The organism is Nocardia callitridis, from assembly GCF_039543305.1.
Lineage (GTDB): Bacteria > Actinomycetota > Actinomycetes > Mycobacteriales > Mycobacteriaceae > Nocardia > Nocardia callitridis.
This window is the reverse complement of record NZ_BAABJM010000001.1, coordinates 128,657-144,209: the sequence shown is the minus strand read 5'-3', so window position 1 is coordinate 144,209 and position 15,553 is coordinate 128,657. Positions and strand designations below refer to the sequence as shown.

10 protein-coding genes are annotated in these 15,553 nt (G+C 67.9%); 3 read left to right on the top strand and 7 right to left on the bottom strand.

Annotation, left to right across the window (positions count from 1 at the left end):
- The first annotated feature begins 143 nt into the window (after nt 1-143).
- Nucleotides 144-920: an ABC transporter ATP-binding protein gene (locus ABEA50_RS00595; protein WP_345492959.1), complete on the top strand. Its 777-nt coding sequence runs from the start codon at nt 144-146 to the stop codon at nt 918-920.
- Nucleotides 920-3,448 carry an ABC transporter permease gene (locus ABEA50_RS00590; protein ID WP_345492958.1) on the top strand — a complete coding sequence of 843 codons (2,529 nt, stop codon included), beginning with the start codon at nt 920-922 and terminating at the stop codon, nt 3,446-3,448. Before ABEA50_RS00595 ends, ABEA50_RS00590 begins: the two co-directional genes overlap by 1 nt.
- 167 nt (nt 3,449-3,615) lie before the next feature.
- Here ABEA50_RS00590 and ABEA50_RS00585 read toward each other — a convergent pair whose 3' ends face one another.
- The 3 genes from ABEA50_RS00585 to ABEA50_RS00575 form a co-directional block, all read right to left on the bottom strand.
- Complete coding sequence (locus tag ABEA50_RS00585) at nt 3,616-3,816, bottom strand: hypothetical protein (RefSeq protein ID WP_345492957.1); 201 nt, start codon at nt 3,814-3,816, stop codon at nt 3,616-3,618.
- Between the two features lie 141 nt (nt 3,817-3,957).
- Entirely contained in the window at nt 3,958-4,512 is a 555-nt protein-coding gene (locus ABEA50_RS00580) for a GNAT family N-acetyltransferase (RefSeq protein ID WP_345492956.1), read from the bottom strand.
- Nucleotides 4,509-5,807 carry a helix-turn-helix domain-containing protein gene (locus ABEA50_RS00575; protein ID WP_345492955.1) on the bottom strand — a complete coding sequence of 433 codons (1,299 nt, stop codon included), beginning with the start codon at nt 5,805-5,807 and terminating at the stop codon, nt 4,509-4,511. The genes ABEA50_RS00580 and ABEA50_RS00575 overlap by 4 nt, the downstream gene beginning before the upstream one ends.
- A 676-nt stretch (nt 5,808-6,483) precedes the next feature.
- On the opposite strand from ABEA50_RS00575, the gene ABEA50_RS00570 reads away from it, so the two are divergent.
- Nucleotides 6,484-6,972, top strand: a complete 489-nt coding sequence (locus ABEA50_RS00570) for a hypothetical protein (RefSeq protein ID WP_345492954.1) — start codon at nt 6,484-6,486, stop codon at nt 6,970-6,972.
- A gap of 60 nt (nt 6,973-7,032) precedes the next feature.
- Here the strand turns inward: ABEA50_RS00570 and ABEA50_RS00565 are convergent, their stop codons facing one another.
- From ABEA50_RS00565 to ABEA50_RS00550, 4 genes are all read right to left on the bottom strand, one after another.
- Complete coding sequence (locus ABEA50_RS00565) at nt 7,033-8,217, bottom strand: VWA domain-containing protein (RefSeq protein WP_345492953.1); 1,185 nt, start codon at nt 8,215-8,217, stop codon at nt 7,033-7,035.
- A gap of 697 nt (nt 8,218-8,914) precedes the next feature.
- The gene (locus tag ABEA50_RS00560) at nt 8,915-11,203 is read right to left on the bottom strand and encodes a DUF5682 family protein (RefSeq protein ID WP_345492952.1); all 2,289 of its coding nucleotides are present in this window, start codon (nt 11,201-11,203) and stop codon (nt 8,915-8,917) included.
- Nucleotides 11,200-12,297, bottom strand: coding sequence for an ATP-binding protein (locus ABEA50_RS00555; protein WP_345492951.1), 1,098 nt, complete (start codon nt 12,295-12,297; stop codon nt 11,200-11,202). Before ABEA50_RS00555 ends, ABEA50_RS00560 begins: the two co-directional genes overlap by 4 nt.
- A gap of 2 nt (nt 12,298-12,299) precedes the next feature.
- Entirely contained in the window at nt 12,300-15,218 is a 2,919-nt protein-coding gene (locus tag ABEA50_RS00550; RefSeq protein ID WP_345492950.1) for an SWIM zinc finger family protein, read from the bottom strand.
- Nucleotides 15,219-15,553: the final 335 nt, after the last annotated feature.

The following is a 15,553-nucleotide window of genomic DNA, read 5'->3' as shown; positions in this document are numbered from 1 at the left end:
CGCCGATCGATGGCGGTCGCGCTGACCGATGCGCGATATAGGCCAGGGTCGACAGCACGAGAACGACGTGATCTCGCGGCTGACTCGCGAGTCGGGGAGATCCCCGATGGCGCGCGGCGCGGAACGCGGTAAGACTGGGCGGCATGACTTCGCACGTTGTGGGTAGCGAGACCGTCGAAGCGGCGGTTCCGGCCGAGATCGCCGCACGTGCTGTGGACCTGTCGAAGGTCTACGGCGCGGGGGACACACGGGTCACGGCATTGGACGGGGTGTCGGCGGAGTTCGCGAAGGGGGAGTTCACCGCGATCATGGGGCCCTCCGGGTCGGGGAAGTCGACGCTGATGCACTGCCTCGCCGGGCTCGACGCGGCGAGCGCGGGGACGGTGCGCATCGGCGACACCGACCTGACCGACCTGTCGGACAAGGAGATGACGAAGCTGCGCCGCGACCGGATCGGCTTCGTCTTCCAAGCGTTCAACCTGGTGCCGACCTTGACCGCACGCGAGAACATCACGCTGCCGTTGGATATCGCCGGTCGCACACCCGACGAGAAGTGGCTCGAATCCGTGCTGGAACGGCTCGGGCTCAACGACCGGCTCGAGCACCGACCGAGCGAACTGTCCGGCGGCCAGCAACAACGCGTCGCCTGCGCGCGGGCGCTGGCGGGCAAGCCGGACATCATCTTCGGCGACGAACCCACCGGCAACCTCGATTCCCGCGCCTCGGGGGAGGTGCTGTCGATCCTGCGGGCGGCCGTGGACGAATTCGAACAAACCGTCGTCATCGTCACCCACGAGCCGCACGCCGCCGCCTACGCCGACCGGGTGGTGTTCCTGTCCGACGGCCGCATCGTCGACGAGCTACGCAACCCCACCGCCGACACCGTGCTGGACCGGATGAAAGCACTGGAGCAGGCGTGATGGCCGCGAACCCGATGCGCAAGGTGGCCTTGCGCAATCTTTCCGCGCACAAGGTGCGTTTGGCGTTGACCCTGCTCTCGGTGGTGCTCGGCACCGCGTTCATCGCGGGCTCGTTCGTGTTCACCGACACCTTGCAGCGCACCTTCGACGGCATCTTCGCCGGTCAGGCTCGCGGGGTCGATGTGAGGGTGAGTCCGAAAGAGCGCGGGGCGCAGGGAATTCCGAACAATGTGGTCGGCGAGTTGGCGAAGTATCCCGGTGTGCGCACCGTGGCGCCGAGCGTCAACGGGCCGGTTGTCCTGCTGACCCCCGACGGGAAGCAGGCGGTGCAAACCGCGGGTGCGCCGACCGTCGGCCAGTCGTATCTGCCGCCGGACAAGGCGGTCGCCGAACCCGACACCTTCGTGCAGGGTGCGCCGCCGTCGCGGCCGGGGGAGATCGCGCTCAATCCGCGCGGCGCCGAACGGGCCGGCCTGCACGTCGGCGAGCCGACCAAGATCCTGGTGCCCTCGAAGCAGGAACCTGTCCCGGTGACGCTCACCGGCATCTTCGACATGCCCTCGGACACCGGGGGATTGATCTCCGTCCTGTTCGACGACGCACAGGCGCGCGAACTGTTCACCGACGGACTGCACGTCGCCTACGCCGATCTCGCCGCCACCGGGATCCCCGGCGACCAATTGCGCGACAACCTCGCCAAGGATCTGCCGGACTACAAGGTGCAGAACGGCGACCAGGTGCGCGCCGACATGAAGAAGGAAATCTCCAACGCGCTCAACTTCATCAACTATTTCCTGCTGGCGTTCGGCGCGATCGCGCTGATCGTGGGCACCTTCATCATCTACAACACGTTCTCGATGATCGTCGCGCAGCGGCTGCGCGAGCTGGCTCTGCTGCGCGCGGTCGGGGCGAGCCGAAGACAGGTCGGCGCCTCGGTGGTGGTGGAGGCACTGATCATCGGATTGATCGGCAGTGCTGTCGGTTTGGTCGCCGGAATCGGCTTGGCCTATGGGCTTTCCTCGGTACTCAATGCCTTCGACCTCGGCCTACCCACCGGCTCCATGGCGGTGCTGCCGCGCACCATCGCGGTGGGATTGCTCGTCGGCTTGGTCGTGACCGTGCTCAGCGCGTACGCACCCGCTCGACGCGCGGCGCGCATTCCACCGGTGGAGGCGATGCGTGAGGAATTCGCCTCGGCGGGTGACTCGCTGCGCACCCGCACCATCGCGGGCGTGGTGCTCGCCGTGGCTGGCGTGGTGCTCGTGGTGTTCGGTGCGCAGTCCACGGGTGGCACGGCGGCCACCGTGGTCGGTGTCGGCGCGCTCGCCTTGATCTTCGCGGTCTTGCTCGCCGCGCCCGCGTTATCGCGCCCGGTCGTGTCCGTGCTCGGTGTGCTGACTCGGCCGTTCGGGCCGGTCGGGCGGATGGCGCGCAACAACGCCGTGCGCAATCCTCGGCGCACCGCGGCGACGGCGTTCGCACTCACCCTCGGCTTGATGCTGGTCGCGGCGATCGGGATCCTCGGCGCCTCGGCCAAGGCCAGCGTGAGCGTGCTGGTGGACAAGGGCGTGCAGGCGGATTTCGTGCTCGCGGGTCCGCAGCCGATCGGGGTTCCGTTCGGTGCCGCCGACGCGGTGCGCACCTCGGTGCCAGGAGTCACCGAGGCGATCGGGGTCCGCGGCGTAGCCGTCAAGATCGGCGACGAGCAGGTCGCGGGCACCTCGCCCGACGGGCCGCTGGACCGGGTGCTCTCCTTCGATCTCGCGGAAGGCACCAAGGCGCTGGGTGATTCGGACATCCTGGTGTCCCAGGACGAGGCAGACGATCGTGGCTGGCGCCTCGGGCAGCGCATCGAGGTGGGCAGCTTCGACGGAAAGAAGATCCCGCTCACGATCACCGGCATCTACAAGAAGAACCCGGTACTCGGCCCGGTGATCGTGCCGTCGGCGGTGTATCGACAGGTGATTCCGGTCAGCTTCCAGACCGACTTCGTGGTGTTGGTCAAGGCCGCACCCGGCACGAATCCGGCGCAGCTGCGCACGAATCTGGAAAAGGCGACCGCACCGTTCGTGGTGGTGCAGGTGCAGGACCGCGAGGAATTCAAAGGCGCACAGGCCCAACAGATCAACACCCTGCTGGCGATCCTCTACGGCCTGCTGGCCTTGGCAGTGGTCATCGCGATCCTCGGCATCATCAACACCCTCGCCCTCTCGGTGGTGGAGCGCCGCCGAGAGATCGGCATGCTGCGCGCCGTCGGCATGCAGCGCGCCCAGGTGCGCCGCAGCATCTACCTGGAATCCATGGTGATCGCGGTGTTCGGCGCCGTGGTGGGCATGGTGCTCGGCATCGGCTTGGGCATCGGATTCCTGCGCACCCTGCGCGATCTCGGCCTGGACGCGATCGCGATCCCCTGGTCACAACTGGTGCTGATGCTCGTCGGTTCGGCCGTCGTGGGCGTGCTCGCGGCACTGTGGCCGGGGGTGCGTGCGGCACGGACACCACCGTTGGCGGCTATCGCCGATCTGTGAGGTGATCGCCGGGAGCACCACGGCCAGCTGTGCGCAGGTGAACCAGGCGCATCTATCAGATCGCGGAACGGATCTCGCGTAGACACGCGTTGTACCCCGGGTGTCGCAGGCGTCACCGCTGGTGGTTATCGCCGACGTGTGAGCTAACCGCGCTCGGGCAACAGTGCTCAGCCGAGCTGATCGCGTGATTGTCGCCTCGCGCAGCGGATCGGATCGAGCCAGGTCCGATCCGCTACGCGGGCACGCCGCACCAGATGTTCAGTGCGATAACCGAACACGGCGCCGACAGCGTCGAGTTCGTCGCGCGGTTCCCACAACTGCCGAACCTTCGCGCTCGCGGCGGTGAGTGCCCAGACCGGTGCTTGCACGAATCCTTGGTGGGTCGGAGGCTGCGGCTCGAGGCGTATAGCACACGCCTACCCAGGTCGAAGGGGACCGCTCTGACCGACCGGTGGCGGGAATGGAGGATGAGAGTGTGGGCAGGGCTATAGCCCGCGCTCATGGCCGTCCTACCTCAAGGGGCGCACCAACACGTCGAGAGTCGGCGCGTGATCCCACGACGGGGTCAGGGTCCCGACCCGAGACCAGCCCCAACGCCGATACTTCGCGTAAGCCTGCTCATTGTCGGGTTCGACCAGCAGAGTCCCACGCAGCTCACTTCGCGCCCGCAGCAGCTCGTCATGCAAAGCACGCGCGTATCCGCGGCCGGTGTGGTCAGCGTCCACCATGATCTCGGAGAGCGCGAAGGTGCGCGACCCGTCCTCATGAGTGAAGGCGGCATGGTCTTCGGCCGGATCGTCGAGCTTCAGCCCACCCCACCACCGGGCGCCGACCCCCAACGGCCAGCCCCAAGACTGTCCAACAGCGACGCCAGAGGAATAGGCGACCAGCAGATCGAAACCAGGGCCGCGCGTGTAGGAGTCGAACCGTTCGCCGAACGCCTGCGGCGAATCGAACGGATCCCCCGACGCGATCGCATCGACATAGGACCGGGTGAAGACGTCCATCACCGTGTCTCTGATATCGCGGGCCTCGACATTGTTGTAGCGACGGAATTCGATCACGCGGAAACCGTTCCTTCGGCGTTGAGTGCGCGATCGAGTCGCGCACAAAATTCGGTAGCTGCTGGCAGTGACTGCACCGCCTTCCGCACTGGCACAAGAACCTTCAGGGTTCGGGGAGAAGCCACGACGGATTCCAGTTGAGTGAGAACCGACATCCCGCCAACCAGCGCGCCGTCCAAATCGCCGATCTGAGTGCGTGCCAACGCAGTCCAAGCCCCAGTGTTCGCCCGGTTACCGGGGCTGGCCCGCTCAGTATTCGCGACTTCGTACAGGTTGAGCGCGGCGTGACTGCGGCCGAGCGAGGCACACCCGCGCGCCTCGTGCCCTCGAATCTCTTGCGCGGTCACGAACCTCAACCAGGCTGGGCATTCATCGACTGACTCGTGCTGTTCGGCGCGCTCCAATTCCCGCCAGGCGGTAGCGATGGCTCGATCGAATCCGCCGCTGTCACCCATGACGCCGAGCGCGGCGGCTTCTCGCACGGCTACCAAAGCGTGGATGCGAGACGGCGGGTGGCGACGCATCGCGTCGGCAGCGCGACTGGTCAAAGGCAGCGCACGACACGCTGACCCTTTCCCTTTGCGCGCGAGGGCTATCGGTTGCGATGCAGCAGTGAGACATACGGATGCAGTCAGCCAGTCGTCGTCGACGGTGCCCGCCAGCGACAGCGCCTCGGTGAAGCAATGGCGGGCCAGAGCGTGTTGATCGGCGTCGTAGGCCAGCCATCCTGTTTGCGCCGCAAGTTGACCGACAGCGGACACCAACAGGCGACCGGTCGGAGCGTCGAACGTGCCCGAATCCAGCAGCGCGAGACCCTTACGGAGGGCGGCTGTCCCATCAGAGACCAGGTTCGCTCCCCCGGATCGTTGTGCGGTTGCCTCGAGCTCAGCGCCGATTGCCTCTAGGCGGGATGCGTCGCCTCTGCTTATACGTGACGGTCCGACGCGCGTCGTGGCAGCGGCGATGGCGAGGATGCCGAAATCGCGGCGTCGCATATCGTCCTCCTCATCGGTTGAAGGGGCAGCGGCCGTACCTTCAGGATGCCCGTCTTTTTCCCACGCCGCTGCGGTCAAGGCGGCTGTAAACCGCTCCAGTTCGGGCGCGGTGAGTCCGGCCAAGGCGGTATCCAGGGTCGCCGCCCGATCGCCGAGCACTCGACGGGCACCGCCGTGTTCCCATTTCTGCACGGTCGACGCCGCCCAGCCGAGGCGCTCGCCGAACTGTTCGCGAGTCATGCGGAGCGCCGCAACACGCAGCGCCTTCACTTCGGTAGCTGTCCACGCCTCGACGATCATCTATTCCCCTGTCATCGCCTGAAACTGTTGTCCCCTATCGAAATCGTATCGGCAGCGTGTGTTTTGCGGACTGGTTCGCGACCCACGCGGAAGTGAGTCTGATTGTGGCTCCGCCGTCGGGCTGAACTCGATTCCTCGGCGGTGGGGCCCACCAGCTGACCAGCAACATCTCGAGGGGGCTCGATGGCCGAGATCACTATCACCGACAGACCCGACGAGGCTCCTTCTTGGGAACGGTGCGTACACCACATCAAACCCACGCAGCCGTACACGGTCGAGGAAGCACATCACGTCATGCGCCAGTACGTCGACTGCCGGGTGTGGGACTGCCAACGCAAACGCGCAGCGTGGGATGTCTTGGTTGAGGCGGGCCGAATCGTTCCGGACCCGAGTCGGCCGCAATGACGCATCCGCTCTCAGCGTCCGAAGTCGAGGTGCTGGTATTCAGACCGACCGACACCGCGGATCTCCCGATGTTGCAGCGTCTCGCCGACGGGTTGCGCGCCCCGGAAACCGAGGAAATGAGGCGGTGGCGATGCTCACGGGCCTGATCTCTGTGGCGTTTGCGCTCGTCGCGGTGGCTGTCGGTGCGATTCTCGCCGGTAGCCGGCCCGTGTTGAGCGGTCCCGGTGTGCGGATCTCCCGCCGCCGCGTCCCACCAGAATGAGGATGCACCGTGAATAATGAAGCGCCGCAGTCGATTGCGGAGTGGATGTGGTGGTGCGAAGACCATTTCCTCACCACTGCGGACTACTCCCGCTTGCTCGATCAGGCGTTGGCCGAGAACGCGATCAGCCCAATCGACCGGGTCGTGTTTGCTCGGCGAACGCCAATCGAGGGCGTTGCCGCGGTCCGGGCGTGTCTTGCTTTGGGGCCGCAACGGCGGATACGTGCTGCGGCCATGGCGCCCACTGACGACGGGGTGAAGGGGTATCTGCACAACCAGGTCGACGGCCACTGGTCGATCCTCGCGCAGGACGGCTTCGCCTACAGCGCCGAGGAATTCAGCGACATAATGCTGGAATCCACGAAACCCGACTCCCTCGATATCCCGACCGTGGAGGTCGAGGCACTGAGCGTGGTCGACACCGAAACAGGCGCGACCGAACGCCACACCGCTGAGTTCGATAGTGGCACTGCGGATTCACGGGGTCAAAAGTCGTGACGGTTTTCCTTGCGGTCCGCCGCGTCGCCTTGCGCAGTCGGTGCTGGTGTCGAGATGCCCTCAGCCCGTGATGTTCGTGCCGACCCAGGAGCGGATGTCGCCGCGGTCGAGGGCGACGGCGAGCAGGTTGGGGAACTTGTCGGGTGTGCAGGCGAAGGCGGGGATGCCCAGGGCGGCGAGGGCTGCGGCGTTGTCGTGGTCGAAGGAGGGGGCGCCGTCGTCGGAGAGGGCGAGCAGGACTACGACCTGTACGCCTGAGTCCTTCATGCTGTTGATTCTGCGCAGCATGTCCGCCCGGATGCCGCCCTCGTAGAGGTCGGAGATCAGGACGAACAGGCTGTCGTCGGGGCGGGTGATCAGGGAGTGGGAGTAGGCGATGGCGCGGTTGATGTCGGTGCCGCCGCCCAACTGGGTGCCGAATAGGACCTCGACCGGATCGTCGAGTTTGTCGGTGAGGTCGACGATCTCGGTGTCGAACACCACCAGCGAGGTGCGCAGCGAACGCATGCTCGCCAGCACCGCGCCGAAGATCGAGGCGTACACCACACTGGAGGCCATCGAACCCGACTGGTCGATCGCCAGCACCACATCACGTTGCACGGCGTGGGATTTGCGGCCGTAGCCGACCAGTCGTTCCGGCACGATCGTGCGGTGTTCGGGCAGGTAGTGCGCGAGGTTCTTGCGAATGGTCCGGTCCCAGTCGATATCGCGCAGTCGTGGTCGGGCGATGCGCGCGGCTCGATTCAGTGCACCAGAGACGGCGGCGACGGTCTTCGCGGCAATGCGCTGCTCCACCTCGCGCACCACCTTCTCCACCACCAGCCGCGCGGTCGCCTTGGTGGTCTCCGGCATCACCCGGTTGAGACTCAGCAGCGTGCCGACCAGGTGCACGTCGGGCTCCACCGATTCCAGTAGTTCCGGCTCCAGGAGTAATTGCGTCAGATCGAGGCGCTGCACCGCGTCTCGTTGCATCACCTCGACCACGCTGGTGGGGAAATAGGTGCGGATGTCACCGAGCCAGCGAGCTACCCGAGGCGCCGACGCTCCCAGGTCCCCGCCGCGCGACTTCGTGCTGTCATCGGTGTTGTAGAGCGCCGCCAATGCGCGGTCCATCGCCATGTCTTCGGCCGAACCCGGTGCGCCGAGATCGGCCTCGGCGGCCGAACCGAGCACCAAACGCCAACGGCGTGCATGATCCTCGCTGTCCTGCGTGTGATTTGTCGCGGTCTCATCGGGTGCGGACATCACACCTCTCCTTCGAGATCTGTGGACGGAAGGCATTGATCGCCACCTCGGGTATGCCCCGTGACGGTCGCGATGTCTCGGCGGAGCGAAATTCGCCGACTCGGGCGCACCGACGCCGCAGGGACAGCGCACTCGCGCGGAGCGCTGCCGAGACCGGAAAAGTTATGGGCGGCCGCCGGATTCGGTATAGCGGACCGGATACGGCCACGGGCCGCTGGCGGCATGGTGATCGCCTGCGTGACGCGACAATTCGATACTCGTAGGTCGGCCTCCGCGGCAGCGGTAGCGCCGCGATGGCGTGCCGGCGCCACCGTCGGCGAGCCGGGTCGCGACCGTCTCGTCGGTCCGTTCGGCTTGTGGGCGATCGCGCGCTTCCACGTCGTTGGCCGCGCGTGCTCGAACCGAGCGAAAGCCGCGTTCTCTGCGCGCAGCAGATGGCCGAGTAGGGGGCTCGGTGTGGGAAGGGTGGCTCTGGTTCGGTATTCGGTGAGATGGCTGCGGCCAGGTGCGCGGCGGTCCGCACGCGCGGCGTGGGTTCGCTCGATCACCCACGCGGGTACGCGGTCGACCAGCTGAGTGGGACGTGGCCGCTCTCGAGTGAACAGGTATCGGTGCGGGCGGTCCTCGAGTTCGCGAGGCCGCGCGGATCGTGCCGGTGCATGTCGGCTATTGCGTCCACGTCGCAGAAGATTGTCATTCATGGTGCGGCCCCTAGTAATTCGAGCGCGGTGTGCATGGCGAGTTCGCCGCGGTCGTAGTCGAACTGTTCGCGTGTGGCGGTGCTCGAGTGAGTGCCGCTGTCTGTGCGGATGGCTTGGCCGATGGCGCGGCGTTCGCCGGACTCGAAGGCGCCGAAGGTTCTGCGCAGTAGGGGGAGGACTTCGGTGAACTCGTTGTCGTCCAGGCCGAGGAGCCACTCGTTGATGAGACGCAACAGGTTTCGGTCGTGGACGAGTAATAGGCCGCGGCCGCCAAGGAAGCCGTCGATCCATGCGGCCTTCGCGGCGGCGGTGTTGCCGACCGAGAGGGCAGCCGAAAGTCTTCGCGCCGAATCGTTCTCGTCGAGACGGCCCGCGTCGCCCAGGAGGCGTACAGCGCGGCCGACCAGTGCGCCGTGCACGTCGTCGCGGTCGGCGAGGCGGGCGAGGGCTGCGAGCCATTCGCCGGTGGACCATTCGTCGTCGCCGGTGCGGATCGCGGTGTGTGCCGCGTCGAGCAGCGCGCGGAACTCGGTCGCCGCGTCGGTGTCCAGGCCGGTCACCGCAGCGGGGAGACCGGCGCAGATGCGCACGAGCAGCCCCTCGGCCACGTGGGCGATCGCCGCGGTATCGGTGCCGCGCACATCGCCGTAGCGCTGTGTCGCGAGCAGCCCGGGCAGCGCGGCGAGCAGGTGGCTGACATCGTGATCCACGGCGGCGACCGACGCCAGCCGGGCGATCAGGCCATCGGTCGCCCCACCGAGATCGGCGAGCAGAGCGACCTCCACCGCGTTGGTGAGGTCCACGACCGTGCGGTCGGTGCCCTGGGCGGTGTCGAGAATCTTGGCCTCGGCCGCCGTGCGGATGGTGGTGCCCCAGCGCGACGCCTCGATGACCGAAATCGCATGCTCCGGGCGCCATTCCAGCGTCCATGTCTCCCGAAAGGTGCCCGTGGAACGCACCTCACCCGTGGTGAGCGTTCCCCATCCGATGCCGAGCACCCGCAGCCGGTGCAGCAGTCGCGACCGTTCGACCTCGCGCTCCTTGCGCAGATCGAGGTCGAGGGCGCGACTGCGCGGCTGCTGCTTCAGTCGCAGCGAGGTGATCCTGGCGCGCAGATCGGCTGCCAACGGCACGGTGGGGGTGTCTTCGGGCACCGAGCCCAGCGCCTCGCCGACGACCAGTTCGCTGACCACCAGCCGCAGCATCGTCTCGTCGCCCGCACACATCACCGCACGGGTGGCCTCGGTGACCTCGGACAACCCTGCCAAGGGGCGTGCGCGCATGCTGGCCAAGGTGTCGGCGAGGCGGATCGCCTCGATGATGTGCGCGCTCGAGACCGGCAGATCGTGAGCACGCAGCACCCCGGCCACCTTGGTGAGCCAGCGCGCGACGGGTTGTTCGGTTTCGGTGAACAGGTGGTGGTACCAGCCGGGCGAAGTGATACCCGCGCCGTAGCCGGAACCGGCGCAGAGCCGTGAATGGGTCCACGGCACCCAGGTCAGCGTGGTCTTGGTCTTCGGCATCCCCTTCAACAGCCTGGCGTCGGGTGCGGCGGGGCCCAGTGCGCCGGTGAGTGCGGGGGCATGCCAGGCGCCACACACCACGGCGAGTCGAACAGCCCCATCCTTCAACGCTTTTCGCATGGACTGACGCATATACGCCTCGCGCAGCAGGGTGTGTGCGTCGACGGCGGGTACCTCGGGTTCCCGTGCGCTCGGCTCGTCGGCGAGGGCCTCGGCGACCGAGTCGGTCGCCACCGTCGGCGCGGCGGGCGCGGCGGATTCGCGCAGCGCGCCCATCGCCTCGGCGATCGCGTCGAAAGCCGTGGCGTCGGGCGTGGATTCGACCACCGCGTCCCACCAGCGTTCGGCGTCGTCGTACCCGCCCGCCGCGGCGAGCTCGTGCAACGGGTCGAATCGGTCGGCGTGCTCGTCCTCGATGGCGAGCACCGTCGCGGCTGGAAGATCGCAGAAGCGCACGGGCACTTCGTGTTCTGCGCCGTAGCGCAGCGCCTGCCACTCCGGTGAGAACGCGGCGTACGGCCAGAACGCCGCCTTCGCCGGTGCGTCCGGTACGTAGCCCAGCAGCGCCACCGGCGGATTCATCCCTTCGGCCGCCACATAGCCGGTGAGCGGGTCGGCGTCGGCAGGTCCCTCGATCAGGATGGCGTCGGGGCGGAAGTCGGTCAGCGCGGAGCGCAGTGATCGTGCGGAACCAGGGCCGTGGTGGCGGATGCCGAAGACCCGGGTGACGGGTTCGGCGGTTTCCCGCCGATCGGCACTCACCTGCCGACCTCGCGGCAGGCACGGTAGAAGTCCGACCAGTCCGGCCGCTCACGCACCACGGCCTCCAGGTATTCGGTCCAGACCACGGCGTCGGCGACGGGGTCCTTGATCACCGAGCCGAGTACCGCGCCCGCGATATCGGAGGCGCGCAGCACGCCGTCGCCGAAGTGCGCCGACAGCGCGATGCCGTTGGTGATCACCGAGATCGCCTCGGCCGTCGACAACGTGCCCGACGGCGACTTGAGTTTGGTGCGCCCGTCTTCGGTGCTGCCGGAACGCAATTCGCGAAATACCCGGACGACGCGGCGTACCTCCTCGGCCGCGGCGGGTACGGCGGGCAGCTCCAGCGCGGTGCCCAATTGTTCGACCCTGCGGGTGACGATGGCGACCTCCTCGTCCTCGCTGGCCGGTAGCGGCAACACCACGGTGTTGAAGCGGCGCCGCAGCGCGGAGGACAGTTCGTTGACGCCGCGGTCGCGGTCGTTGGCCGTCGCGATGACGTTGAAGCCCTTGGCGGCCTGTACTTCGGTGCCGAGCTCGGGGATCGGCAGCGTTTTCTCCGAGAGCACCGTGATCAGCGCGTCCTGCACATCGGAGGGGATGCGGGTGAGCTCCTCGATCCTGGCGATGGTGCCGCCGCGCATGGCGGTGAGCACCGGTGACGGCACCAGCGCACCCTCGCTCGGCCCCTCGGCGAGCAGGCGCGCGTAGTTCCAGCCGTAGCGAATCGACTCCTCCGCCGTGCCGGAGGTGCCCTGCACCAGCAGCGTCGACTCGCCGCTGATGGCCGCCGAAAGGTGCTCGGAAACCCAGGTTTTCGCGGTACCTGGCACACCGAGCAGCAACAGCGCCCGGTCGGTGGCCAGCGTCGCGACCGCGACCTCCATCAATCGGCGCGGGCCGACGTACTTGGGGGAGATCACGGTGCCGTCGTCGAGGCGGCCGCCGAGCAGGTAGGTCACCACCGCCCACGGCGACAACTGCCACGACGGCGGGCGTGGACGTTCGTCGGCCGCCGCGAGTGCGCGCAGTTCCTCGGCGTACGCCTGTTCGGCGTGGGGGCGAAGCAGGGTCTGGTCCGTGGTGGTCGGCATGGTTACTGCAACTCCTCGAGCATCATCGAGCGGTGGGTGAGGTCGTGGGCGAGCTGGTCGAAAGCCCGCTCCCAGACGGGGTCCGCGCAGCGGCGCGCGACTGCGGCGACGGCGTCTTCGGTGGTCACCGGCAGGTGTTGCGATGCGGCGGTGAGCAATGAGCGGTGTGCGTTCGGGGTGGTGCCGTACGCCTCGGGACGGTGCGCCGCGATCTTCGCGCGTTCGGCGAGTAGCGACACCAGGTGGTGGGCGAGCGATTGCGGCCACGGGTGTGGCATCGCGGGCAGCAGCGCCTCGATTTCGGACAACCAGGAGCCGTCCAGCCGCAGCAGGTGTGCCGTGCGGTCGTGCGTCGGGAGCAGTCCGAAGAGCTCGCGTCGCCGCAGCATGGCGAGGTCGGTGGGAACGCCGGCATCGAAAAGTGCCCGAGCCCAGACCGAATCACGGTGTGCGAGTGTGGCATCCATCCAGCCGTCGAAGACCGGTTGCCGGAAACGGTCGTCGATGGTGGCCAGCACCACGCGGTCGGGTGCGCCGAGCAGGCCGGTCCAGTGCTCGAGCGGCGTGGCGGCGACGAGTTGTCGCAGCAGGATCGCGGTCCGGTCCGGCGCGCCGGACCAGCGGTAGGTGAACTCGACCCCGTGGTCGCCGATGCCGTCGCGGGCGGCCTCGGCGTCGAGCGGGTCGGGCAGTGCCACGACGAGTTCGGTGTGCCGTCGTGAGCGTTCGACGCGGATCCACTGCTCGGCCCTGCGGCGCATGCGGTGTGCGAACGCCGAATCGGGCAGCCGCGACAGCAGTCCGGCGGCCGTGCGGCGGACATCGGCTCGACGGTCGCCGAGCGCAGTCTGCGCCAGCGCCTCGTCGGCGGGTTCGAGCTGCGGCCCGAGCAGTGCGAGCAGTTCCGCCTTGAGCGGACCCGATTCCGTGCGCCAACTCGCGGCGAGCGCCGCACGGGCGCGGGTGGGATCGGTGCGCCGCAGCGCGGCGAGCCATTCGCGGCGCTCGGCGGGGCGACCGAACTGCCAGACGTCGTCGGGTCGCTGATCGGGTGGTCGAGCGGTGTTGTGCGACAGCATCGTTCGCCACTCGGGGTGTTGTTCGGCCAGCCAGGCACCGCGCTCGCCCGCGAGCCGGAGTAGTGGTTCGCGCACGGCGGTCGTTTTCTTCGCATGCGCGAGCAGGTGTGCGCAGAGGGCGTCGGGCGCGCGGTAGTCATGGGGCGCGGCGGCCTCGAACCATTCGGGGAGAAAGGCCGAGCGCTGCGTGAGCATCCCGGCGAGCCGGGCCGATGCCGCGCGCGGCAGGGTGCGGCGCTGGTCGTCGATCGCGGGTTTCGGTGCCGTCGCGGTGACCGTCGGCGCACCGCCACGGCTGAACAGGTCTTGCAGCGCGGCGGATTCGAGCAGGCGCGCTGCGGGATCGGTGGACAACCGACCCGCCGCCGCGCCTACCGGCTCGGCGAGCTGACGGTCTTCGAGCGTGCGGCGCGCGGTGCCGAGTAGGGCGACGGCGGCGAGTTCGCCGAGTCCTGCGGAGAACGCGGAGTGGCTCGGCGATTGTGCGGCACCGGAATTCGTCGATCCGCGCTCGTCGTTGCTCGACTCCGGTCCGATGTCGATCATCTCGCCCGAGGTATGCGCCGCCAGCGGCAAAAGTCCGTCCACCGTCCATTCCGCCAGCACGGTCACCGGGTGCCCGCCGGATACGCCCAGCAGTCGCCACGGCCGAGAGCAGGGCGCGATCGGCAACGCGGTGGCGTCGGATTCCACCAGGTACCACCGGTTGTCGACGACCGAGGGCACCACAGCGGTGAGCAGGACCGGCCACGACCGCAGCCACGGGTCGGCGCCGAGCGCCGAGGCGTGGTCGGTGGCCGCCGCCGCGAGTGTTCCAGGACGATCGGGCGAGCTCGGCAGGGTGGTGAAGGGTTCAGGCCCACCGTGGCGCTCGCCCCACACGGCGCGCAGCGGCGCGGCGCCGGGATAGAAATGCAGTTCGGCGTCGACGAGGAGGCCGGGTGGCGTCGTCTCGCCGGGGAAGCTCGGCGAACCGAAGGAGTGTTCCAGGACCAGTGCCCACCGTCCGCTGGTGCGTCCGAGCAACCACGTGCGCCGGGTGAACAGCCGCTCCTGCTCAGCGGTGCGTACCGCGAGCACCATCCAGTGGTCGCGGACGCCGGGTTCGGCGCGCACCTGTTCGATCGTGACCTGATAGCCGACGTGTGCGCGAATGCTGGCGCGCACCGCCGGGCTCACGTCGTCCACGCGCCGATGCGCCGCGATCAGCAGGTGCGCCCTCGCGTATTCGCGCAACACGATCTCGGGCCAGTCCGCCCTGGTGAATACGGCGTGCGGCAATTCCCGCAGCATCGAGGCGATACCGGGTGCCTGTGCGTCCACCATGCGTGCCGCGATGGCGTCGAACGCCTCGAATGAGCGGTCGACCTGTGCGAGCCCGGTCCGAATCTGATCGCCGAGCCACACTTCCAATTCGGCAAGGCCCGCGGTGACGCGTACTCGGCGCTGCTGCGCCGTCGCCGGATTCGCGGACCGGCTCGCCGCCTGTTCCGCCGGTGCCGCCGACTGTTTCGCCGCGCGTTGCGCACGGCCGGCCAGCCATCCCGACGCGAAGTCGGGGGTCTCGGCGACCTGCTGGATCTGTCCCGAACTCCACACCAGCAGCAGCGACAAGGCGTGCTTGCAGGGGAACTTTCTACTGGGACATGAGCATTTGTACGCCGGACCGTCGAGGTCGACGATCGTCTGGTACGGCGAGGGCCCGCCGCGTTGATGCAACCCCCACAGTGCGCTCCCGTGCTGGCCGGTCTCGCGCCATCGACTCGTGATCTTGCGCGCGGCGCTCACCGATGCGATATCCGGCGCGAGTGCCGTCACCTGATCCTCGGACCATGGCGTCATTCCTCGGTCCTCGTGCAGTGGTGGATTCCCATCCCTTCCCCCGTTCCCTCGGTTCCCCGGATTTGTACCCCACCCCACCGACAGGTCGACGGTCCCTCGGTGGTCGGCACGGAAATTCTTGCCGCCCCGCCCTATTCGGTCTGCCGGTACCTTGTGCTCACGGGAACACTCTGGCATTCTGATCTGTTCGGCTCCGACCGGGCCACCCGCTTCGGGTGATACACACCGAGCTGCCCGTCGGGGTTGGCGAGGGGTGGACATCGAGACGCAGGCCCAGCCGTTTCGATGGCCATAATCCATCCCCGCGGGCAGGTTCAGGTGCCGTTGTCGCCCTT